The sequence below is a fragment of the Neobacillus sp. 204 genome, from assembly GCF_046562815.1.
In the GTDB taxonomy this organism is placed as follows: domain Bacteria; phylum Bacillota; class Bacilli; order Bacillales; family Cytobacillaceae; genus Neobacillus.
On sequence record NZ_JBJORY010000005.1, the window covers coordinates 26,264 to 47,632 of the forward strand.

The following is a 21,369-nucleotide window of genomic DNA, read 5'->3' on the forward strand; positions in this document are numbered from 1 at the left end:
CGTTTCACCTTTTCGTGCGATTTCGCCCTTGTCGAATAGTTGGAATCGCTCCTGTGCCTTTAGGGCGGCTTTTCATTGCCCATAAAGGGAAGCGCAGAAACGCATCTTTCATATCGGCAAATCGGAAAGGAGCCAAAGGAGTTCCATAAGGCGTGCCTAATGATTCAAGACTCGTCAGGTGGCCGACAATGGTCATCCATCCGATCACAATCCCGACAATTCCAAACATGGCCGCGGATAACATCAGCGGAAATCTTAATAGTCTGATGGAAGAACTCATATCATAATTAGGGATATTATAAGAAGAGATGGCTGTAACAGCCACGACGATAATCATAATGTTGCTGACAATTCCTACCTGAACTGCCGCCTGACCAATGATAATTCCGCCTACAATGCCAATGGTCTGACCGATTGGAGTCGGCAGCCTTAATGCCGCCTCCCTCATCAATTCAAGGATCATTTCCATAATCACAGCCTCCATCACGGGCGGGAACGGAACTTGTATCCTTGATTCAGCAATCGTAAGCAAAAGCTCCATCGGGATGACCTCAAAATTATAAGAAATAAGGGCAACGTAGATGGCAGGCAAAAGTAAGGCAATCATAAAGGCTATAAAACGCATAACTCGGATAAAGGAAGAAACTGACCAACGGGTACCGTAATCATCCACAGCCTGAAAAAAGGACATAAAGTTTACCGGAGCAATCAATACGTTCGGAGAAAGATCCATTATAATCACAAATCTTCCCTGAAGAATATGGGATACAGCTGTATCAGGTCTTTCCGTCAACATCATTTGCGGAAACGGTGAATAGGGATTATCTTCAATGAACTCGATAAGTTCGCCGGTATTAATGACCGCGTCTACTGTAATATTTTGAATCCGCGTTTCCAGTTCTCTTAGTACGTCTTTTGAAGCCACATCTCTCAAATATAAAAGGGAAATCTTTGTTTTCCCTCGAGTACCGACGGTCATCTCTTTTAAGATTAATTCCTGATGGGGAATATACCTGCGGATTAGGGCAATATTTTGACTACCTGTTTCCAAAAATCCTTGATTAGCACCTTTTAGAGATATTTCATTTTGAGGATTATTAAGTTGTCGTTGCGGCCACCCTTTTGTATCTAATTGATACCCGGTGATTTGCCCGTTTAACAATAAAACGCTATCTCCTCCAAGAATCGCATTTTCGATCTGCCCCCACGTATAGACCTTATCGATCTTTCCTATTGTGATTGGCAGTTCCTTATTAGAATCGAAGGAGCTGTGCATCAATGGATTTAGAACATAATTATGGATTGCATCTTTATCCGTCAATCCGGTCAAGTACACCAAAGCGGCCTCCGTTTTACTCGCGGCGATGTGAAAGCGACGAATCACTAAATCCGGTGCTTGAGAAAATAGCAGTTGGAGATTCTCTGTATTTTGGGATAAATCAGAGTCCAGGACATCATCTTTCAAATTCTTTTTCTGAAGATTAGAATTATTGCTTGTTTGTTGGAACCGAGAAGAGCGCTTTCCTCTTAAAAACTTCAGAAAATAAGACATCAACTCCGTCCCTTTCTGCATTTGCTTTAAATTATGTTTATAGTATGTATGGTCTAAGGAAAAATATTCTAATCCTTCACCTGATTCAGTTTCTAGCAAGTGTTGCTTTACCTATGTTTTTTAAAACAAAATGATATCTTACTCTAAATAACAATTTATAGAAAATCTTTGTTCCACTAACAACTGCTTCGCTAGTGCAACAAAAAAAGAGCTGCCGCAGCAACCCTTTGTTAAACAAAAGCCCCGTTGATTTAATAAGAGCTTAACCATCAAGATTTTCTGAAAAGCTGCTAAAAAGACAGGAAAGCTGCCGATGGCAGCTCCCAACAATCATTTAAGTACCACATATCGAAAAGGTAAGATTTCCATTGGTCAAGATTACCTAAGAATTTCAATTAATAATCCTTTTTTCAATTCTTCATCTATAACTTAATTATCACGTAATTCCCTAAGTAATTGAAAAATCTGTCCCCTATGATGCGATTCGTGCTCTACCAAATGATAAACAACCCATTCAGGAGTTACTTCATATTGTTCAAGTACCCGAGGTTTTCGCCAATCGGTCAAGTCCATTGAACGAAAGTAGGTAAGAAATACTTCACGAACTTTTTTTAGGCGGTAAAAATGTTGTTCTAAGCTTTCTCCCTCAAAGTGAGTTAAATTGTCGTCAGTTCGACTTTCTAACGGAAATAATGAGCTAATTTCAGGATCCCAATCGGTTCCAAGTACTTCTACATATAACCAATCTGCTTCGACCAATGCAATGTGATACAAAAGAGTCCCAATTGAATGTCTATCACCTATTTTTCTGTCTAGTAAGCTTTGGCTCATTCCTGTTAATTCAGTTATAAGAGTACGACGAACATCCTCTAAACACCATAACCACCGGCCAATTTCTGCTTCATATCCTGTTAATGAATATATAAGTAAAGATTTTTTATCCAATTATTCATCATCCTTTAAAAGTAATTTATATGACAAATTCCAAACCCGTCGATTTTTTGAATGGAGCATTATATTCTTTAAAGACTAATTTAAGTTCAGAAAAATAGTAGGGTATCGGTGGCGATACAATAAAAGTAAATGATGTATGCCCTCTTTCGTCTTCAAAAAAATAATTCAATATTAACCGATATTACTTCTTTGAAAAATTCCTTGAAAAACGAATTAAAAAGTAAATTACCAAACCCAGTAATACAAGGATCGAAAATGGAACTAAGATATTGGAAATCATTCTAACACCCCTATAACCAAATAATTACATAGGAGTTAATATTCTACATTATTTTCATAAATCCTCTCTTATGTCCAATCTAAATAACAATTTATAGAAAATCCTTGTTCAACTAACAACTGCTTCGTTAGTGCAACAAAAAAAGAGCTGCCGCAGCAACCCTTTGTTAAACAAAAGCCCCGTTGGTTTAATAAGAACTTAACCATCAAGATTTTCAATTATTTTCAACAAACTCTATTTTAGGAGAAGTTTATTAAGATAAGAAAAATACAACCAAATTTAAAAAGACCATCGTCACCGATGATCTTTATACTCGCTTTACTCCAATATATCTAGGGTGCCAATAAGAGTTGCTTGTATTGGTGATTATGACCCCTTTTGAGGAGGATGCCATGATTATTTTCCCGTATCCAATATAGATGGCAACATGGGTTGGGGCACTTGCTTTATTCGGTCCATAGAACAGTAAATCACCAATCTGCAAATTTGATGGTCGATATCCGTTTCCATAGTACATTTGGGCAGCAGTGCGATTTAGTGTTCTTCCTGCTTTTCCGTATGAATACTTCACGAGACCTGAACAATCAAATCCGCTTGGCGCCATCCCGCCCCATTGGTAAGGAACTCCTATATTAGATTTCGCAATCGAAATCGCTGCTGTATGATAATTATAAGTTGCTGCTTCCGCTTTTTCACCCTTGGCGGCGAACAAAGAGCCACAAGAAGCTAAAATAGTAAAGGCTACGATGAATTTCTTTAGCATGATTGTTTCCTCCTAGTGTGATTTGATAGCTTCACTATACTAGATAGGTATAACGAACTCATCACAACAATATGACAATTTCATTACAAAGTAATTCTAATATAATTTTAAATCACTAAATAATTATTTATTAGTAGATTCAGAGCCGCTTTCTTTTTTCAATTAATGCTGATTGAAAAAAGGGATGGAAATAATAAAAATAGCACTATTTTATTTAGATTAAAAAAGATAAAATAAAGAGTAAATTTTAAAAATGACGATAGAGGTGCTAAAGTGAAAGAGATTCTTTTGATTTTGCTGTTACAACTGATTTATGTACCTATTTACACGCTTCGAACAATCTTTTTGGTTAAAAATATAACAGTTTTAGCATCGATATTAGGTATTGCAGAAATGTTAATTTATGTTTTTGGCCTTTCTCTGGTATTTGGTGGAGATCAAAGTTTTGTTTCAATGGTTGTTTATGCAGTTGGATTCGGGTTAGGAATTATACTTGGGACGAAGTTGGAACAAAAAATAGCTATTGGTTATATAAACGTAACGGTTAATACACAAGAAAAAAATTGTAATTTGATAGATACCTTACGACAAAATGGCTTTGGCGTTACTTTATATACGGGTGAAGGCCGAGACAGTGAACGTTATCGAATGGAAATATTAACAAAGAGAAATAGAGAAAATGAACTAATTGCAACGGTGGAAAGGTTCGAACCTAGTGCGTTTATTATTTCTTATGAACCAAGAAGATTTAAAGGCGGTTTCTTATTGGATCGACTTCGATAAATGAATTAAAACACAACGAAATGTTGTGTTTTTTATTTTTTATATTTTATTTTCACAAAGTTTATTGTTTTTTATCCATATTGACAATGGAATTATTTCTTTCTCTAACCCAGAATCATTAAACACAGCTGTCTGAAAATTGATCTTTTTGTCATCTGGGACATATTACTACTCTAACTTCGGTTAAATCCACCTTCTGAATGGATAATCTGACCAGTTATCCATTTTCCTTCATCACTAGCAAGGAATGCAATAATTCGTGCTGCATCTTCAGGTAGTCCAATGCGTCCCATTTTGAATTTCGGCAACAAGAACTCTCTTATTTCGTCTGTCATCCATGTTGAATCAGTTGGTCCGGGGTTTACAGCATTAACCGTAATTCCTAAAGGTGCAAGTTCAGCTGATAATGACTTTGTAAAAGCTGAAATTGCTCCTTTCGTTGCAACATAAGCTAACTCTCCGGGCATTGGTCCTAAATCCTGGCCTGATGTCAAATTTATTATTCTTCCAGATTCTAAACTAGTTTTCTCAAAGCGGCGAGCGAATTCTACACAAAGGAGAAAAGTTGATCTCATATTAACAGCATAATGGTCATCTAAAGTTTTAGCATCCAGCTCCATATATCCATCTCTTGTTGAATGAGCTGCATTATTTACCAAAATCGAAGGAAAACCAAACTTATTTGAAACTACATCAAGTATGTTATAGGCAGCATTTGAACCAGACAAATCAATTTCTATGCTTTCACATCGAACTCCAAATCCCAAAATCTCTTTTTTAAATATCTCTGACCAACCTGATTCAGATTTCCAGTTGGTAAAGAAAATATCTATACCTTGATTAGCTAATTTACGACATATAGCAGCACCGATATCTCTTGAACCACTTGCACCTGTGATAAGTGCCACTTTCTTTTGTGAATTTTCCATAAAGATCTCCTCCTTATTAATAGGAAAAATATGAAATATGGAGTAGAAATATATATTCCTATTTGCTAAGCTGTTTCCTTTTTAACAACTACAAATATTTTACTTCAAGTAATTGCTTTTCATCTTTATTATTGGTAATAGATAATAGCATAAAAAAACCTCCCTAGAATTCTAGAGAGGATTAGTTATTTTTAGGCATACAGAAAGAAACATCCCTTTTGATTGAAACTCGTTACAAAAGAGTGTTAATCATTTCATTTAGAAAAGTACCTAAAAATGTACAGACTAATCCTATCTAGACAAAATATTTTTTAAAATAAGGTTTTCGAAATATTGTCTAAAAATTAGGATTACTGCTTCATTGTGTAAGGTACCTTGCCCTTTCGTCCAAAGATTTAATCATATAATATGATGGATTTTTTTAAATGTCAACCATAATTATCCAAACTGGAATCCTTATTTTTAACTGAGTAATTAATATAAAAAGAATAATATTTTAAATATTAATTAATAAGTTTTTATTCGTTCAAGTCAAAGTAAATAAAATAACTAAACCATCAAATGAATAATCTTTAAGAGAAATGGTGAACTTAATCTTGTTTAATTAAATTCACGGAGGGAATAACCATGAAAAAGAGCCTTATCTTAGTTGCAATCCTTATATTTAGCCTTGATTTAACAGGGTGTGCCAGAAATAACGTAAATAAAAATAATCTTGTAAATCGCGATCAAAATGTGACAAGGAACAATATCAACAACGTCAGGGACAATAATGATAACAGAATGAGAGTTGCTGATGATGCTGCTAAAAAAGTAGCCGACATGAAAGAAGTGGATACTGCAAATGTCATTGTTACAGATGATAATGCATATGTAGCCGTAAATCTCTCACCTACATCCCGAAATGAGGATACTACTAGTATTGAACGTAAGATTTCACAAAGAGTGAAATCCACTGATCGAGATATTGATAACGTTTATGTATCGGAAAACCCTGACTTTTATGATCGTATGAACACATATGCCTCTGATATTCGTAATGGTAGACCAATCTCAGGATTCTTTAATGAATTTACTGAAACCATTCGTAGAGTGTTCCCTAAAGCCAAATAAGGTGAATAAAAAAATGCTTAGCAATATGCTAAGCATTTTTTCATGATGTCCAGGATTGATTGTCCACAATTAATTTTACATCTCTGATCGATACTAAGTTAGCTTTTTCTTCCTTTACGGATGCCTTCTTTCACAAACTTATTTTTACATATCTTTTTCAATATATTAAACATCATAATTGTTAACAAAGGAAAAAAGGAAATCAATTTTTTTGAACATAAATAAAAAAATCCCACAAAATTGTGTGGGATTTTTACCAACTATATGCACCCGGACATTCTTTCGGATTCTCGGATTCCGTTGAGAACCGCCCATCTACTAATTAGCTATTTACACTTATTGATATTGCTTCTTAATATAATAGGTCCCAATTTTTCATTCTTTGAATTAGAAAGACGCACCTGTACTTCTACATTTTCCATCTTTGCTGTTATTTCATCAAATCTTCCTGCCCAAGTCGGACTTTCTATCTCTGGCGAAGGATAAAGTCTGAAACGCCAACTAATTTCACGAGGCTTAAAGGCAAATCCTTCATAAATGTCGTAATTACCATAAGAGGATGGTGCAGGAAGATGAACTCCAAGAATACTTATATTTGTTCGTGCAGAACTAGGTGGACGTAGCTGAACTTTATAAATCAATGCCGCACCCTTCGTATTTGTAAGTTTTTTATCAATTGGTTCCAAGACTATACTACAAGGGACAGCTGCTGCTCTTAATTGTATGGGATAAGTAAAAAAAATTAAGATAATAAATATGCCTAAAATAAATCCTTTCATAATAACACCTCTTATATTTCTTTTCGTTACTTTACCCTCATTATGATCAAAATATATAAAGTTCTACCTCCACAAAACTGCTCCGGTGGTTGATCAAGAAAAAAGCGATTCCTCTTAAAGGATCGCTCTCGTTTGTTTGTACAATATTTGACAATCATTCAAAGTAGTCATTAGACTCTGGCATATACTGCACTTAGATAGTGAAAAAGCGTTTCTACACCATGCAGAAGCGCCATTGTTGATTGCAGGACTAAAGTGCAATATTCCACACAAAAAAGCATTACCTCAATAAAGTAATGCCGCCGTTAGTTAACAATTTATTTTAATTAACTTTACTTATATACGGAGGTGCTTCCTGAATCCAATTTCGTTCAAGCATAAGTTGTTTTAATGGTATGGAAACAGATATATGCTTCAATAATAACTTAGAAAGCATTAATCCAACATCCGCACGAATAGATTCGGTTAATACCCTCATTCCATAAGCGGCTTAATTTCGTTATCTAAATAAGGCTTAATAGCGTCATAAACTACTTCAAAATAATTCATTGTTTAACCCTCCTGTGAAGTAAACAATAATAATTATAGTTTTTCGAGCTATTTTACTTTTCCCTAATAAACCCTTTTTATCCCAAAATAAAAAGCCCAATTCCTCTATAATAAAAAAGAGAAATTAGGCTTTTTATCGTTGCTCTATTAAAGCGACCAATCAATGCTTGTCAGCAACTCTCATTTCCATACGCGTAGTTACATTACAAACTTTGCTAACACCTTACATGTTTGCGTTTGAAACCAAGCTTCCCTCTTTCTACTTCCTTTTGAATATTTTCGGAAGCAAGCAGGATACTGCTTTTTTTCGTGCCCCGCCTGATTTCAACTGGTCCTACTGCCTTTGCGGTTTCAACCGCCTTAGCATGGAGCGGCAAATATGAAATCGCGACTGTGTAGAGAAAATTATTCATCGAGGATTTTGTTCGATCAGGAGAATCATGAATCGTTTTTTCTACTTGATCAAGCATACTGGCAATCTTGCTTTCGCTAAATTCACTGTCCTTGCGATTACCTAAAAGCCAGCAGTAACAGCTCCACCCTGCCGACATTCTAAGTTCTTCACCGCTTGCGGTCCATTTATCGGCAACAACCTGCGCACAATCCGCTTCTGCCAATGTTACTGCAACCACAAAATCGGACAACATATAAAAATACGCCACATCCATCCAACGATCAAAATCCGCTTCCAACATTGTCATTGGGTCCGCAATGATGCCGGCAAAATACATGGCATCGTAGTTCCCGGTGGCGTAAAGCTGCTCGGCCAAGGGCTGATTTTTCTTGATTTTCTTTGCGAGCGGCTTCATTGCGCCTGTAGCCACACCAAAAAGCGGCTCGTGGGCACCATTGCTTATGTATGTCTTTTTGATTCGTTCCTTACCGAGCGCTTCCAGTTCTTGCATAACCATTTCAAAATCCATCGTTTTGCACTCCCTTCCTATATATGCATATCCACTTCAATGTAACCATCTAGCTTATATCAACAATTAACTAAAGTCTTCCAAAATTGCTGAAATTCGCCAGGTAATGCCGAATTTAAAATCATAAAACACACCTCTTTTTTCAATTTTTCAACACCACTTCACAGAACATATATTCGTAATATACCACATATTGTATGTGTATGGAAATGCCACATGACATTTTTTTACAAACTTCTTTTTTCGAATAAAGAGTTGCCACAATAACCCCTTCTTCAACTCTGGCACTTAATGAATTTGAAGAAACTATTTACTCCTAACTATGTTTAAACGCCAATTATTACAATGCATCATGCACCCTGGAGGGTATTCGAATTCACATTCAGAGATAAATTGAAAGTTAAGCTTCCGACAAATTGCATTTGAAGCAGGATTAGCAATTGAAGGAAAAGCGTGAATGTATTTATACTTGTTCTCGGCAGATGCCTCTTCTATTGCTAATTTCACGGCAATTGTAGCTATCCCTTTCCCCTGATATGATGGTAAGACGCTCCACCCAGTTTCGTATACACTTTCATCATTCCATGTAGTTTGCCAGAAACCAACAGAACCTACTGGCTCTCTCTCAGGTAATAATATAATGCTGAACATACACCCCCGATCACTAAGCTCAAGATATCGTTTGTGTCGTTTCAAAATCTGCTTATCACTCTCTGGGCCACCAAGATGCTGCATCATTTCCGGAGCGTTTAATCGAAAAAGTATATCAAGGTCTTTATCCTCCCAAGGCTTTATCTGAATGATACGATTACTAGCTTCCAAAATTTCTTCATCCCCTCACATATTTATTATTTACTCTTTCTTTTCGGAAGCTAAAAATCCTTTATTTATTAATATTATTGTTCAACTAGCTTGAACCTTTAACTCCACCAGAAAAAGAGATGCTGCCGTAGGGATTCTATTACTCTTGCACCCGTTTTCTTTTGATGTTCCTTTTTAGAAATTTTTGTGGTCATATGTCTGAATTCATTTACTGGGACAGACTAAAATATTTTTTTGTTTTTTTGTTGACTTAAACCTTGGTTTAAGTCGTATCATATTCCTGTCGACAACAAAAGATTAAATTTGGGGGTTTTAGATGAAGTATTATTCAATTAGCGAAGCTGCAGCTAAATTCAATATTCCAGAATCAACGTTACGTTATTATGAAAAAAAAGGATTACTTCCACTAATCGAGCGTGATAAAGCTGGTAGACGGTTATTTTCCGAAAATCAAATTGCACTCCTTGAAACTGTTATTTGTTTAAAATGCACGCACATGCCAATAAATGGGATTAAACAATATATTGATTGGGTAGTAGAAGGAGACATCACCATTGAACTGCGACTTGAAATGATGAAGAATCACAAGCAAGCTGTGCTAGCTGAAATTTCGTTGATGACAGAATCCTTGAAGGGGATTGACGTAAAAATTAAACGTTATACAAAACGGACTCAGGAAAGTAATAAAGAAAATAATGGAGAAGAGGAACTATAATGAAACTTTCAGGAAATACAATACTTATTACAGGCGGAAGTTCTGGAATAGGATTAGCTTTTGCAGAACGCTTTATTAAAGCTGGAAATAAAGTCATTGTTTGTGGACGACGTGAAAATGTACTTCAAAATGCGAAAGAAGAATTCCCTAGCCTTATTACGCGTGTATGTGATTTAGCTATAGAATCCGAGCGTGTAGCATTGTTTGATTGGGTAACAGCGAACTATCCAGAAGTGAACGTATTAGTTAACAATGCAGGGATTCAACAACGTTATAATGTGTTAAAAGCGGATGCGAAGAACAATTGGAGTTATTTCAATAAAGAAATCACATCCAACATTGAAGCACCTTTCCATCTCTCTATGCTGTTCGCTCCATTTTTTGCAACAAAAGAATATTCGACTATCATAAACGTGACATCTGGGTTAGCTTTTACACCGTTTGCAATTGCTCCGATTTATTCAGCTACGAAAGCGGCACTACATTCATTTACAATGAGTTTAAGACATCAACTTTCTGAAACGTCTGTTGAAGTCATTGAAGTTGCTCCTCCCGCAGTGAATACAGATTTAGGTGGAGCAGGGTTACATGTGCATGGAGAACCACTTGATGCCTTCGCAGATGGAATCTTCAAAGGATTAGAAGAGGGTAAAATGGAAATAGGATTTGGTACTTCTGTAAATCGTTTACGTATGTCACGAGATGAAGTCGACAAACACGTAGAAAATATGTACAAGGCAATGAAAAACACAATTGAATAACTATACTTTCGGAATATCCTTTTTTAATTTTAGACAAAAATAAAAAGCATTCCTCATTATAAAGAAACATAGGCTTAATATTCTTTGCTATAATAAAAACAGAAAATTGTAGTTAACTTGGACTTGAGGTGAATCAAAATGTATTGGACGTCATTATTTGAAAACGATGTACCAGTAGCACTCTTCTGCTCTTAATGGAGTAAAGGTGACTACATCTCTCCGTTAGGGCCATTTTCCACCTAAACAAAAGACGGAGGGTACAAAAAAATGAAAACCACCTTATTAGGTTCTTTATATTTAATTTTAGCTTCAAGTATTTGGGGCGGTATGTACGTTGTTGTTAAAGTTGTGGTATCGGTGATTCCTCCTCTGGAACTTGTGTGGATGCGATATTTAGTGGCTATTGTCGCACTTCTCATTATCGGCTTCATAACAAGACAAAAATGGCGAATCGAAAAACGTTATTACTATATAATCTTAGCCATTGGGATCATTGGTAATGCTATTTCAATTGTGGCTCAGGAAACTGGTACCATGCTATCTACAGCACAAATGGGCGCCATTATAACTTCTTCAACACCTGCATTTATGGTTATTTTTGCTCGCTTAATCCTTAAAGAACGGTTGACGATAAAAAAGGGAATTTCCGTTTGTTTAGCGACAATTGGAGTGCTTCTCATTGTTGGAATTGGTGATGTGAATATGTCCAGTACACTTGGAGGTATTTCACTACTTATTGCAGCTTTAACATGGGCACTTATGTCTGTACTTGTAAAACGTTTGCCAAGTGATTATTCACAAATTGTTGTAACGACCTATTCAATCTTGGTAGCCCTAATTGTCTTGACTCCTTTTGTTTTGCCACGGTTACACCTAATTAATATCTCTCAACTGACTCACCCGACCATTTGGGGAGGACTCTTGTATTTGGGTATTGTCTCAACAGCAGGTGGATTTCTACTTTGGAATCGTGGATTACAAATGCTTAACGCCTCAAGTGGTGGAATATTTTTCTTCTTTCAACCCGTGGTTGGAACATTACTTGGATGGCTTATTTTAGGAGAGAACATAGGTGTAACGTTTTGGATAGGCTCTATCCTAATTTTCACAGGCGTTTTAATCGTTATCATTGAGAAAAAATAGTATTTAAAAACCCCTTCAACTGTATCTGAAGGGGTTTTGCTTATACTTAAATACATTTGTTCACTTAATTTATTTAAACCAGAATTTTGTCGTTATTGCAGGTCCTTCATATAATCAAATTACCATAATTATCCATGTTTTTTCTTAGATATTTAGTTTGTATAAATATTCTGAAAGTATGTAAGAAAGCTTACTCAAAGAGTAAGCTTAACTTCCCTTATAAACACTATCACATGTTCCAGCTTTAGGTTCATAATAACAATGATTTTTAAATTGACCGGATATAGGTTGACCGTACCATGTGGGAGGGCATGGAGCATATGGATTAAAATACCAAAGAGCATATTTCCCTGGGTGTTCTCTCCAATAATCCAAATTCTGTTTTGCAAAGTTCTTAAATTCGCTTATGTAATCTTGAAGTAATTCTTCCGAAGTTATTTTAACAATATTAAATTCATTAACTAACTGTTGGTAAACTATATCTTTCCAAACATACCCACGCTTATCCAATTCTATAAATCTTTTCAAATACTTCTCTTTAGGGATATGGCCAACCTGTTTATTTAATCTTTCATACTGCCTAGCAATGCAAATTTTATGGACTCATCTCTATTTAGTAAAGTTCCATCTAAATCAAATATAGCAGCTTTAATCACTTGTGGCTCCACTCTCCTCATTTAAGGATATTCAGTTAGTGTATAAGAAAATGAATATTTATAAATTATCAGGTAGATGTTGTTTATACATTTCTAACGCATTTGTATTTTCTTCTAATGTAGCAATCGTTTTGTAATTGGGCTCACAATATATATATGGATAATCTTTTTCATCGAAATTTTCTTGAATTGAGAAGGCTAAGATTTCTTCATTAATTGAAAATTCTGCCTGAACTCCTGGTTTGTACCCACGAGCATCTAAGCGAATCCATCGATTTATTGACCTAAGGAATACTCCATTTAGAGTATGTAATGAATAACCCTTATCTGGTGTATCGAAAATCATTAATCGTTGATAACAAAAACCTGTCGGGATACCTTGTGATCTTAGTAGGGCCGCCAATAGATTTGATTTAGCGTAGCAAATTCCTTCTTTGTATTTAAGTACTTCTGATGCTTTACAGGTAACTTTGGTACTTTGTATGTCCCAAGAATGAGATATTTTGTCTCTTACATATTCAAAAGCATTCTTAACTTTTTCAATTTCCGTCTGTTCATTATTAAACAAATCATTAGCAATTTCTTTGATTAAAGGATGAGAAAAATCGATTGTATCTATTTCTTTCAAATAGTCTTTTAAATCAGTTGACTCAACTATAAGTTCCAATTAAACTCCACTCCCTAATCCAATTTTCATCTAATTATACTTAGCGATTCTATTATAATAAAAAGCCGCCAAGAAGGCAGCGGCATTGTATTCTTGCACTCGTCAATTAAAATACTAAACTATGTTCCTATTGTTTCTTTTAAGTCATTATTCAAGTTATACTAACTTTATTTTTTAGTTCTCCGTAAAAATGATAGTGCAATCCCAACAACAATCAAAGGGAGGATAAGCCAGATCCAGTTAAATGAGTGATTTTCTTCTTCGCTGTATGTTTCGTTATCTATGTTTTCAATATTTTCATAAGAAGATGCTGTTTCAATTTCTTTTGGCACAACCGGTTCCGATTCAGTTTCTGTTCTTGTTTCCGTTTCTGTTTCTGTATCATCAAAAACAACTGTTTCCGAATATAAATCTTCCTCAACTGGCTCCTCTTCTGGAATTTGAACATCCATCCCTTCTAAATCAGCAAGCGTGTAAATGTTCCCTTCTTCATCCTCATATGTAGGTTCATCATCGTTGGTTTCGTTTAACATTAATAAAATTGTTCCAAAAACAAGCGTTTTTGATAACACGTCGCCTGAAAAATAACGTGTTGATTTTGGGTATTTTGACGTAAGGGAAGAATAGACTGGCGATTTCGTCGTAGTGTTTGTTGTACTGCTTGAGCTCGGTTTTGACGGCGAAGTCTTCGGCGTAGACGGTTTGGTATAGCTAGAGCCCGTTCTGTTTGTCCCGCCTCCTCGTGTTTTTGCTTCAGTAAAGACATTACAAAGTAAAAAACTCAATACAAAGATGGATAGCAAACTAATCACAATTTTTTTCATTTATAGTCCTCCGATTTTCCTATACAGACACTGTTGGTTCCGCTTAATATAAGGGATTTATTTTTTCAAGTTATCCTTTTAATGTTTTTACTTGAAAAAGATATGTATTAAAAACAACCCCTTAATATCCTCATATTACCATATTTTCATTAAACTTCCGCCTTTAAATAAATAAAAAAAAGCAGCCGCAGCCGCTAGTTTATGGAAACCGTTAGTAAAAGTCTCCTCAAACTCCACCTTTTTCTTTTATCTTTTGGTTCTCCGCCATTCCCATTATCATATGAAGGAAAGGACTGGTTATACTAAAAAGGAAAAATTGACCCAGAAAGGGTGAAAATGCTGTGATACGGAACCTGATAGCCTGTTTCCTGTCTGCCATCCTCCTTTTTGCCGGCGGTCTCCAGACAGATGGCCAAGCCCCGCCTGACCCCTTCCAGATGGGGATGGAAGAGGGATATTATGAGGGAATCCGTTCGGGACTAGAAGACCGGCATAATTTCCGGATCTCCCGAGCCTGGCAGCAGATGCCGCCATCCCGATTGTCCAGGGACAACAAGAAGGAAATTGTCCTGCCCCTCATGAAAATAGGGCTTCTCCAGCAGGTGTATCTCTCTTTTTCTTCCGGGAAGAAATTCTACGCCTACCTTCATGCTCACCCGGAAATTACGGCGGAACAGACGGCCCAACGGATACTCGGCCAGAGGTTTGTAAAGGCGTACGAAAGAAGTTTCCGGAAAGGCTATGAAAAGTCCCTCACTGCCCCGCCTGAAAAGGCGGCAACCTATGCGGCCTTATTGAAGGCGAGAAGCAGATAGGGGAAAATAAAAGGGGCAATCTCAAACCGAGAGGCCCTTTTCTAGTTCAACATACGCATTCTTTGAAGGAGGTATTTATTTAAACTTATAAATCTTGAGATAATCGTACCATATCCCTGCAATGTATTCCGTTTTCAAAAATCTCTTCCGGATAGTGCCGAATGAAAAAGTCTAAATCTACACCAATAATTCTAAAACCACATTTTTGATAAAGATACAGCTGTCCTATACTTGAATTTCCTGTACCAATTTCTATGGTTTTATAGCCGATTGACTTAGCTGTTTGAATAGCATCTAACACTAACTGTTTTCCTATCCCTTTACCCTGTTGATTATATGCTACTGATAAATTCACCAACTCCACCGTTTCAGGTCTTGTGGGAAGTAGTACATAAACCCCAACAATTTGCTGTTCAATTTCGGCTACAAAACATTCGCCTCTACTAACATATTCCTCAACAATCACTTTCGAAGGGTCAGCCAATAACAACAATTCCATTGGGGGTTCTTCCCCTTTGTTGAGTTTCCTAATGTTCATTTTACTCTCCTATTGATAAACAGTATTTTCTTTCATTTTACATTCTTTATGTTAAGCTATTTTCGCAAAGATTGTTGTTTTTCGTATAAGTTCAACAACCCGTATAACTATATACTTCGTGGCATCTTTTCGTAAGAACTTTTGCGAAAATTGCCTAGAAACATAGTAAATGACCCTTATAAAGTTCCTAAAGCAACAAAGTTTACGAAAAGAGCCTTATTTAATTTAACTGCGGTCGTTAGCTCAATAAGAAAAAAGCTAAACTCCCCCTTGTTCAATCAGTATTATGTTCCTAGCTTTCTCTACTAAATATCAGACTAACTTTTTTTGAAAATCTTTTTTAGTAACATTCTTTATCTAATTAATCAGAAGATACATATTCCAGCGTAATTGGTTCATTATTATCCATGGTTGCTTTATATAAAGTTATTTCACCTGAGGGTCGTATTGGTTCATTTGAGTTACTTTTAAAATTTTCATTTAATGCTATTGTCCAACAGGCTTCGTTATTTTTCATCAAAACAACAGCTATTGCCCCAAATTGAACAATATTGTTCCAGTCATATTTTTCAACTTCTCCGTTTTTGTCAATTGTAATTCCTTCAGTTGCACTGATAACCTTCACATGATCCCCTCCCCATTGTCCATGGATAGATGGACCGACATATGAGTAAGAATGACCTCCATTACGATCACCATATGTTCCTATAAATTGGTGAATGGTATTACCAGCTGATTTGTATGTAACGGCTGCAATGTCATTCTCTACCCATTTCACCTTAAACTCACCATTTGTTTTATAAGGCACGCTTTCTTTTGGTCGAGCTAAAATCCCATAATAGGTTCGATAATATGTTGCAAGACCGCTATCCCTATTTTCCTTAATGACTAACAGATGTTTTAGGTCTGGTGAGATGTTTTAGGTCTGGTGAGATGCTTTCGATATGTTTTGTTTTATGGTTATCGTTTATAAGCAAGCCTACTTGAAGGGAAATGAGAACCACCATAATACTTGTCATTATCATTTTCCACTTTTTAGTTACCGTAAGCAGCAGAAAAATGGAAAGGAACAGGCAGATACCAATCATGATGTTTATCACATAAAAAATCCGATTGTCGGTGTACTCCACATCGTATCTCGACCGTAAAATGGGGTACCCCATTTGTATACAAAAGAGTCCGATCGCTATAAGGAAAAACAACCAACCTCCTATTTTCCTATATTTATTTATCTGTTTCATTTGGTAGTACCTCCATAGAAAACTCCCATGTTCTGCCATTATCGTTTGAAATGAATTTTCCCTTTACCTTTCCACCTTTGTAGTCCCCATTAGGGCCTTGATTAATATAAACTGCCAAGTGAATGTCTTCTTTAAAAGGGACTTCAGACATAACAAAAATTTCATGATACTTCTTTGGAATCGTGACATTTGCTTTACTCCAGGATTTTCCCCCATCTTGTGTGAGGTAAAGATCTGGTTCTACAGGATTAAGGATTCCAAATGATAGGAAGCCTGTGTTTTCGTCAACAAAACCTCCATCATAAATTAATCTTGTTACATTTGAATGAGGCGTCTCTTTCCAATGTTTACCTCCATCATTCGTTATGTAGACGGTCGTCCATTCTTGAGACATAGTTCGATCACCTGAAATGATAACATAACCAAAGGATTCATTTAAAAATTTAACTTTTCGGAAACGAATGGGAGGATAATGCTCCTTAACAACAGTATTTTCCCATGTTTTTCCTTGATCTAGAGAATATATCATTTTGATACTTTTTCCATCAGGACTGATACCATCAGAATATAAGAAGGAAGCACGATTTTGCGTAATTATATAGCTTTGATCAATGAGTTCTTGCTTGTTTCCGTTATATTCCCCTTCAAATAATTTCCCTTTTTCAACGGGGACTATAATCCAATCATTTCCTTTATTGAAGGTTATCTGTAATTGATCGTTTTGTAGAGAGTATCCTATTGAATCGTCTTTATAGATTGGCTGTAGTGGGTTTGGTTGTGGTTGCTCTGATTCTTGTGGATCATGTTCTTCCGTTGGTTGGTTCATGCTCAGTCCTGGTTTAGTTATTTCTGGGGACTTTTCGAAAAACAATGTAGCTATGAATATACCAATTATCATCATAAAAGCTGTACCAATAATTATATTTTTCACTTTGAAATACTCCTTTTTTCTTGCATTTCACTACCCTAAGTATTTGGGAAAGAAACAAAAATTTCAACATTTTTGACTAACGGAGCTAAATATTAAAAATGCCGCCTTTAGGCAGCACAAACCACGGTTAGAGAAAACATTTATATTTATTGGAGATAAAGAGTTAATTTTCTTTAACTATTAAAATATACAAATCTCTTTAAGTGTTATGATAATCTCACCAATAAATGTTACGGTAGAAATTTGAGAAAAAATAAATTCCCATTCGTTATATATGGTGTAAAAGCTTTTACAAAAATTAAGGGGATCGGTATATGAAGGCGAATGATTCAAATTTTATCCAGCGATTACAACACCAAAAAGAAGACGCATTAGAATTTATTGTTGATAAATATTTGCCACTAATAAAAGGGGTAACTTACAAAGTTCTTTCCCCCCTAAATAACCAAGGCGTCATCGAGGAATGCATCAATGATATATTTCTATCAATCTGGAACAATTCAAAAAAATTTCATGGGGATTCCAATGATTTTAAGAAATGGATTTATGCCATTGCAAAATTCAAGTCTATCGACTATTACAGGAGAGAAACCAAGAAACTGGAAGTGTCCTCTAATTATATCGATTTAAATGCTGAAAAATCAGCGGAAGATGAGCTAATTATCTTGGAGAACAGGTCGGAACTAATCAAGTTAATCAATCTTTTGGAGCCTATTGAACGAGAAATATTCATCATGAGATTCTTTCTAGGTTTAAAAACTGAGGATATATCACAAAAACTCGGTTTGACAAAAGCTTCTATTGATAATCGAATATATCGAGGAAAAAAGAAGCTAAATAAACGAGCCACGAACCTTAAGTTAGGAGAGAATGGGATATGAAGGATATTTACCAATTATTAAATGATATAGATGTCGACATAAATGAATTTGAAGAATTAGAAGTAAATGAATTAGAAAAGGCTAAAGTCAAAAAGTCGCTAAAAAAATCAATGAATAAGAAGAAAAAATTAATGCGCTGGAAGAAGCATCTTTTAGCAGCTTCCATTATAGTTTGCTTTTCTTCCGCAACAGTTGGTCTAACATTCCCAGCTTATGCCAAAAGCATCCCCATGATAGACAATATTTTTCGATATTTCGATAATGACAAATTGGCGATTCATAATAAGAACAATGAAAACAAAAGCAATGCTACAGCGGATAAGCAAACTGGACTGTACCATGACTATAAGAAATACTCCAGCGATATCAATATTACCCAGGAGAGTAACGGAACCAAAATTACCATAAAAGATGCTGTCTTTGATGGTAAAACTGTATCCATAACATTTTCGATTGAAAGCGAACAAGATTTAGGTGAATATGCAAATATTTTTTCTCCAAATATAGAAGGAATGAATGGTTTAGCAGGAACAAGTAAAATTTCTAAAATAGACAAGAATAAATACGTTGGCATTTTAACAATGAGTAATCTAGAAGATAAAAAATTAGATATAGCAAACATTAAGTGGGATATAGACCATATTCAGATCGATAAACAGACTGCCATACAAGGTGATTGGCAATTTGCTTTTAGTTTACAGGCATTGGATAGTAAAGTACAGGACAACCAAGGCAGTGCAGAACAAAATGGAGTAAAGGTAAATATAGAGAAAATATTAAGGACCCCAATGTCCTTTACAGTATACTACAACCAAGAGGTATCCAAATTCGTTAGAAACATTTGGGACGGAGTCTTAGTTGATTTAGAAATTAAAGATGACTTAGGAAATACCTACTCTGGTGAAGGTAATGGAGGAGTTGGCGGTAACTATAATGTGAGTTTGAGCAAAACATTTGGAAAATTGGACGGAAAGGCTTCGAAGCTATTTATCACTCCACATGTTACTTTTATAGATTACAATTCAACTAATCATGCATCAGTACAATTAACTCCAAATGGAGTAAAGGAAATTCCGCTTCCAGTGAAACCTGGTAAAGGCAAAAAAGAATTTGCTTTAAAAGAGATAACGGTGGAAATCAAGAAATAATGTTAATCGGAAAGAACTGCCTTATCTTAAATTTATGATTATCAAAAAAAACACACTCGAAGTGTGTTTTTTTTATTTAATGACCAACCACTTTGCCAAGTCCACCCGGCTTGTTGTGAACCGCAAGTTTGTCAATCAGTTTATTGCTTTCAGAATTTAAACCTTTTAAATTTACTTTAACTCCATTTTGGTGGTACTTGAAGACTACTTTATCAATTGCGCCCACTGCAGAATCATCCCAAAGATGAGCATTTGATAAGACCAGGTCAATTTCGCTAACGTTTTCTTTATAATCAAAACTGTTAATAAAGTCAGTTACAGAAGCAAGGAAAATTGACCTGACACATGATATATTTTTCTATTTGAGCCCTTCGCTGAATGAATTGTTACTTTTACTTTTGAGATCTTGGCAGCAAAGAAAATCGCACTTAAGATGATTCCAGCTAATACCCCTTTAGAAGAGAGGACGAAAACTTGCAAAAAGACAGTCACTTTTTAAATTCGCCAATTGAAACTCAAGATTCGCTCATGAATAGCCAGAATTCGCCCATAAAAGCCAGAAATTCGCTCATTAACACCCGGAATTCGCCCATTCATTTCAAAAATTCGCCCATTGAAGGAGTTAACGTTAAGAAATTAACTCATAAAAAAATAGGACCTCTATGAGAGAGTCCTATTTCTTAACGATTTTAGACGGATTATTGACTTTATATAAGACGGGAACATCGACTAAGAATTCTTCCTCAACCTCTTTGCCTTTTCCGAGTTTCTTGGCAGCTACTTTTCCATCGAATTCAAGGGAATCCCCAATGGCCAGTTCAAATTTTTTGAGTGTCTTACTATGGCTACACCAGGCTAGTCCAATTTCAAGCGGATTTTCCTCTGAGACGACCTGAACATTTTCAAGGACTACAACTTCATCATTCTCTTCATTAAATGGATTGTAAACGAGCGCAAACTGTTTGACGGTAGCCGTAAAATGAACTTTATCTGCCGGAAGTTCTAGTTTAGGAGCCTTCGCTTTCTTCGGTTTCGGTTCCTTCACTTTTACTGCTTTTGGTGCTGTTTCTTTTTTAACAGGTGGAGTTTCTGTAGTATCCTCCGCAAGTAATTTACCTTCAACAGCAGTACCTTCTCCATCACCTATCACAGCCGTTTCTTTTTCATCAAAAGTTAATAAACTTTCTTTTCCGAAACTCGATTGCTGCATTTCTTTTAAATAAGCTGGGTGGATACACGTGAGATTACCGTCTTGAAATTCAACTACAAGCGTGTTAATGTCCATGGCATTCCCGTAAGTTTCATAACCTTTAATGGTTACCAAGCGCTGATAATTTCTATCCTTATACCAAAACTCCTTTTTCGCTTCCCTTGCTGAGGATAATCCCCATTCTTTTAGTTTCTCCTTATAATGGTCCACATCACGAAACGTTTCATAATCACCTTTTGGTGGAATATACTTGGTTAACCCAGATTGCTCCAATTGAGGACGCTGGATAATCATCCGATCACTTCCTTCCATTATCTATGTAACATCATTATATTTTAAAGTTTCACAATAAAAAAGGGAAAAGAGCTATTCCGCTCCTCCCCTCCAATCTT

General features: G+C 35.8%; 25 protein-coding genes. 9 read left to right on the plus strand and 16 right to left on the minus strand.

The genetic code is table 11. The features are described from left to right. Window positions 1-4 precede the first annotated feature (4 nt). The 3 genes from ACJ004_RS11500 to ACJ004_RS11510 form a co-directional block, all read right to left on the minus strand. The gene (locus tag ACJ004_RS11500) at window positions 5-1,552 is read right to left on the minus strand and encodes a spore germination protein (RefSeq protein ID WP_410893486.1); all 1,548 of its coding nucleotides are present in this window, start codon (window positions 1,550-1,552) and stop codon (window positions 5-7) included. Between the two features lie 429 nt (window positions 1,553-1,981). Continuing rightward, window positions 1,982-2,497 carry a DinB family protein gene (locus tag ACJ004_RS11505; RefSeq protein WP_410893108.1) on the minus strand — a complete coding sequence of 172 codons (516 nt, stop codon included), beginning with the start codon at window positions 2,495-2,497 and terminating at the stop codon, window positions 1,982-1,984. A gap of 596 nt (window positions 2,498-3,093) precedes the next feature. After that, window positions 3,094-3,549 carry a C40 family peptidase gene (locus ACJ004_RS11510; protein WP_410893109.1) on the minus strand — a complete coding sequence of 152 codons (456 nt, stop codon included), beginning with the start codon at window positions 3,547-3,549 and terminating at the stop codon, window positions 3,094-3,096. A 273-nt stretch (window positions 3,550-3,822) separates the two neighbouring features. Between ACJ004_RS11510 and ACJ004_RS11515 the strand changes: the two genes are divergently transcribed. After that, the gene (locus tag ACJ004_RS11515; RefSeq protein ID WP_410893110.1) at window positions 3,823-4,332 is read left to right on the plus strand and encodes a DUF2179 domain-containing protein; all 510 of its coding nucleotides are present in this window, start codon (window positions 3,823-3,825) and stop codon (window positions 4,330-4,332) included. A gap of 173 nt (window positions 4,333-4,505) precedes the next feature. Here the strand turns inward: ACJ004_RS11515 and ACJ004_RS11520 are convergent, their stop codons facing one another. After that, on the minus strand, window positions 4,506-5,261 hold the full coding sequence (locus tag ACJ004_RS11520) for an SDR family oxidoreductase (protein ID WP_410893111.1): 756 nt from the start codon (window positions 5,259-5,261) through the stop codon (window positions 4,506-4,508). 627 nt (window positions 5,262-5,888) lie between these two features. Here ACJ004_RS11520 and ACJ004_RS11525 point away from each other — a divergent pair. Then, a complete protein-coding gene (locus ACJ004_RS11525; RefSeq protein ID WP_410893112.1) occupies window positions 5,889-6,374 on the plus strand; it encodes a YhcN/YlaJ family sporulation lipoprotein in 486 nt (161 codons plus the stop codon). 326 nt (window positions 6,375-6,700) lie between these two features. Here the strand turns inward: ACJ004_RS11525 and ACJ004_RS11530 are convergent, their stop codons facing one another. The 3 genes from ACJ004_RS11530 to ACJ004_RS11540 all read right to left on the minus strand — a co-directional run bounded on the left by ACJ004_RS11530 (window position 6,701) and on the right by ACJ004_RS11540 (window position 9,447). Continuing rightward, window positions 6,701-7,153: a YoqH family protein gene (locus ACJ004_RS11530; protein ID WP_410893113.1), complete on the minus strand. Its 453-nt coding sequence runs from the start codon at window positions 7,151-7,153 to the stop codon at window positions 6,701-6,703. Between the two features lie 764 nt (window positions 7,154-7,917). Further along, entirely contained in the window at window positions 7,918-8,625 is a 708-nt protein-coding gene (locus tag ACJ004_RS11535) for a DNA alkylation repair protein (RefSeq protein ID WP_410893114.1), read from the minus strand. Window positions 8,626-8,931: 306 nt separating this feature from the next. Further along, window positions 8,932-9,447: a GNAT family N-acetyltransferase gene (locus tag ACJ004_RS11540; protein WP_410893115.1), complete on the minus strand. Its 516-nt coding sequence runs from the start codon at window positions 9,445-9,447 to the stop codon at window positions 8,932-8,934. Window positions 9,448-9,763: 316 nt separating this feature from the next. On the opposite strand from ACJ004_RS11540, the gene ACJ004_RS11545 reads away from it, so the two are divergent. The 3 genes from ACJ004_RS11545 (at window position 9,764) to ACJ004_RS11555 (ending at window position 12,066) form a co-directional block, all read left to right on the plus strand. After that, window positions 9,764-10,162 (plus strand): MerR family transcriptional regulator, encoded by a 399-nt coding sequence (locus ACJ004_RS11545; RefSeq protein WP_410893116.1) that lies wholly within the window; start codon window positions 9,764-9,766, stop codon window positions 10,160-10,162. Further along, window positions 10,162-10,923 carry an SDR family oxidoreductase gene (locus ACJ004_RS11550; protein WP_410893117.1) on the plus strand — a complete coding sequence of 254 codons (762 nt, stop codon included), beginning with the start codon at window positions 10,162-10,164 and terminating at the stop codon, window positions 10,921-10,923. The genes ACJ004_RS11545 and ACJ004_RS11550 overlap by 1 nt, the downstream gene beginning before the upstream one ends. Window positions 10,924-11,190: 267 nt before the next feature. After that, the gene (locus ACJ004_RS11555; RefSeq protein ID WP_410893118.1) at window positions 11,191-12,066 is read left to right on the plus strand and encodes a DMT family transporter; all 876 of its coding nucleotides are present in this window, start codon (window positions 11,191-11,193) and stop codon (window positions 12,064-12,066) included. Window positions 12,067-12,273: 207 nt separating this feature from the next. On the opposite strand, the gene ACJ004_RS11560 is transcribed toward ACJ004_RS11555, so the two are convergent. The 3 genes from ACJ004_RS11560 to ACJ004_RS11575 form a co-directional block, all read right to left on the minus strand. Further along, window positions 12,274-12,513, minus strand: coding sequence for a hypothetical protein (locus ACJ004_RS11560; RefSeq protein WP_486348389.1), 240 nt, complete (start codon window positions 12,511-12,513; stop codon window positions 12,274-12,276). Between the two features lie 267 nt (window positions 12,514-12,780). Further along, entirely contained in the window at window positions 12,781-13,389 is a 609-nt protein-coding gene (locus ACJ004_RS11570; RefSeq protein ID WP_410893119.1) for a transglutaminase-like domain-containing protein, read from the minus strand. A 167-nt stretch (window positions 13,390-13,556) separates the two neighbouring features. Beyond that, the gene (locus ACJ004_RS11575) at window positions 13,557-14,213 is read right to left on the minus strand and encodes a hypothetical protein (RefSeq protein ID WP_410893120.1); all 657 of its coding nucleotides are present in this window, start codon (window positions 14,211-14,213) and stop codon (window positions 13,557-13,559) included. A gap of 341 nt (window positions 14,214-14,554) precedes the next feature. Between ACJ004_RS11575 and ACJ004_RS11580 the strand changes: the two genes are divergently transcribed. Continuing rightward, window positions 14,555-15,028: a hypothetical protein gene (locus ACJ004_RS11580; protein WP_410893121.1), complete on the plus strand. Its 474-nt coding sequence runs from the start codon at window positions 14,555-14,557 to the stop codon at window positions 15,026-15,028. Between the two features lie 85 nt (window positions 15,029-15,113). On the opposite strand, the gene ACJ004_RS11585 is transcribed toward ACJ004_RS11580, so the two are convergent. Both ACJ004_RS11585 and ACJ004_RS11590 read right to left on the minus strand, forming a co-directional pair. Continuing rightward, window positions 15,114-15,566 carry a GNAT family N-acetyltransferase gene (locus ACJ004_RS11585; protein ID WP_410893122.1) on the minus strand — a complete coding sequence of 151 codons (453 nt, stop codon included), beginning with the start codon at window positions 15,564-15,566 and terminating at the stop codon, window positions 15,114-15,116. A gap of 361 nt (window positions 15,567-15,927) precedes the next feature. Then, window positions 15,928-16,344, minus strand: a complete 417-nt coding sequence (locus ACJ004_RS11590) for a hypothetical protein (RefSeq protein ID WP_410893123.1) — start codon at window positions 16,342-16,344, stop codon at window positions 15,928-15,930. 178 nt (window positions 16,345-16,522) lie between these two features. Between ACJ004_RS11590 and ACJ004_RS11595 the strand changes: the two genes are divergently transcribed. Further along, window positions 16,523-16,714, plus strand: coding sequence for a hypothetical protein (locus tag ACJ004_RS11595; RefSeq protein ID WP_410893124.1), 192 nt, complete (start codon window positions 16,523-16,525; stop codon window positions 16,712-16,714). Between the two features lie 76 nt (window positions 16,715-16,790). On the opposite strand, the gene ACJ004_RS11600 is transcribed toward ACJ004_RS11595, so the two are convergent. Next, the gene (locus ACJ004_RS11600) at window positions 16,791-17,738 is read right to left on the minus strand and encodes a WD40/YVTN/BNR-like repeat-containing protein (protein ID WP_410893125.1); all 948 of its coding nucleotides are present in this window, start codon (window positions 17,736-17,738) and stop codon (window positions 16,791-16,793) included. A gap of 314 nt (window positions 17,739-18,052) precedes the next feature. On the opposite strand from ACJ004_RS11600, the gene ACJ004_RS11605 reads away from it, so the two are divergent. Together ACJ004_RS11605 and ACJ004_RS11610 are read left to right on the plus strand one after the other, a co-directional pair. Then, window positions 18,053-18,619, plus strand: a complete 567-nt coding sequence (locus ACJ004_RS11605) for a sigma-70 family RNA polymerase sigma factor (protein ID WP_410893126.1) — start codon at window positions 18,053-18,055, stop codon at window positions 18,617-18,619. Beyond that, entirely contained in the window at window positions 18,616-19,767 is a 1,152-nt protein-coding gene (locus ACJ004_RS11610; RefSeq protein WP_410893127.1) for a DUF4179 domain-containing protein, read from the plus strand. The genes ACJ004_RS11605 and ACJ004_RS11610 overlap by 4 nt, the downstream gene beginning before the upstream one ends. Window positions 19,768-19,843: 76 nt before the next feature. Here ACJ004_RS11610 and ACJ004_RS11615 read toward each other — a convergent pair whose 3' ends face one another. The 3 genes from ACJ004_RS11615 to ACJ004_RS11625 all read right to left on the minus strand — a co-directional run bounded on the left by ACJ004_RS11615 (window position 19,844) and on the right by ACJ004_RS11625 (window position 21,289). After that, window positions 19,844-19,993 carry a hypothetical protein gene (locus ACJ004_RS11615; RefSeq protein ID WP_410893128.1) on the minus strand — a complete coding sequence of 50 codons (150 nt, stop codon included), beginning with the start codon at window positions 19,991-19,993 and terminating at the stop codon, window positions 19,844-19,846. An 89-nt stretch (window positions 19,994-20,082) separates the two neighbouring features. Further along, a complete protein-coding gene (locus ACJ004_RS11620) occupies window positions 20,083-20,247 on the minus strand; it encodes a hypothetical protein (RefSeq protein ID WP_410893130.1) in 165 nt (54 codons plus the stop codon). 193 nt (window positions 20,248-20,440) lie between these two features. Beyond that, window positions 20,441-21,289, minus strand: a complete 849-nt coding sequence (locus ACJ004_RS11625) for a hypothetical protein (RefSeq protein WP_410893132.1) — start codon at window positions 21,287-21,289, stop codon at window positions 20,441-20,443. Between the last annotated feature and the right edge of the window lie 80 nt (window positions 21,290-21,369).

What these genes read in the sequence shown, in the direction of transcription:
- ACJ004_RS11500 (WP_410893486.1), bottom strand. Translation starts at nt 1,552, where the DNA reads ATGTCTTATTTTCTGAAGTTTTTAAGAGGAAAGCGCTCTTCTCGGTTC.
- ACJ004_RS11510 (WP_410893109.1), bottom strand. Translation starts at nt 3,549, where the DNA reads ATGCTAAAGAAATTCATCGTAGCCTTTACTATTTTAGCTTCTTGTGGC.
- ACJ004_RS11520 (WP_410893111.1), bottom strand. Translation starts at nt 5,261, where the DNA reads ATGGAAAATTCACAAAAGAAAGTGGCACTTATCACAGGTGCAAGTGGT.
- ACJ004_RS11525 (WP_410893112.1), top strand. Translation starts at nt 5,889, where the DNA reads ATGAAAAAGAGCCTTATCTTAGTTGCAATCCTTATATTTAGCCTTGAT.
- ACJ004_RS11530 (WP_410893113.1), bottom strand. Translation starts at nt 7,153, where the DNA reads ATGAAAGGATTTATTTTAGGCATATTTATTATCTTAATTTTTTTTACT.
- ACJ004_RS11535 (WP_410893114.1), bottom strand. Translation starts at nt 8,625, where the DNA reads ATGGATTTTGAAATGGTTATGCAAGAACTGGAAGCGCTCGGTAAGGAA.
- ACJ004_RS11545 (WP_410893116.1), top strand. Translation starts at nt 9,764, where the DNA reads ATGAAGTATTATTCAATTAGCGAAGCTGCAGCTAAATTCAATATTCCA.
- ACJ004_RS11550 (WP_410893117.1), top strand. Translation starts at nt 10,162, where the DNA reads ATGAAACTTTCAGGAAATACAATACTTATTACAGGCGGAAGTTCTGGA.
- ACJ004_RS11555 (WP_410893118.1), top strand. Translation starts at nt 11,191, where the DNA reads ATGAAAACCACCTTATTAGGTTCTTTATATTTAATTTTAGCTTCAAGT.
- ACJ004_RS11575 (WP_410893120.1), bottom strand. Translation starts at nt 14,213, where the DNA reads ATGAAAAAAATTGTGATTAGTTTGCTATCCATCTTTGTATTGAGTTTT.
- ACJ004_RS11585 (WP_410893122.1), bottom strand. Translation starts at nt 15,566, where the DNA reads ATGAACATTAGGAAACTCAACAAAGGGGAAGAACCCCCAATGGAATTG.
- ACJ004_RS11595 (WP_410893124.1), top strand. Translation starts at nt 16,523, where the DNA reads ATGGTTATCGTTTATAAGCAAGCCTACTTGAAGGGAAATGAGAACCAC.
- ACJ004_RS11605 (WP_410893126.1), top strand. Translation starts at nt 18,053, where the DNA reads ATGAAGGCGAATGATTCAAATTTTATCCAGCGATTACAACACCAAAAA.
- ACJ004_RS11610 (WP_410893127.1), top strand. Translation starts at nt 18,616, where the DNA reads ATGAAGGATATTTACCAATTATTAAATGATATAGATGTCGACATAAAT.
- ACJ004_RS11625 (WP_410893132.1), bottom strand. Translation starts at nt 21,289, where the DNA reads ATGGAAGGAAGTGATCGGATGATTATCCAGCGTCCTCAATTGGAGCAA.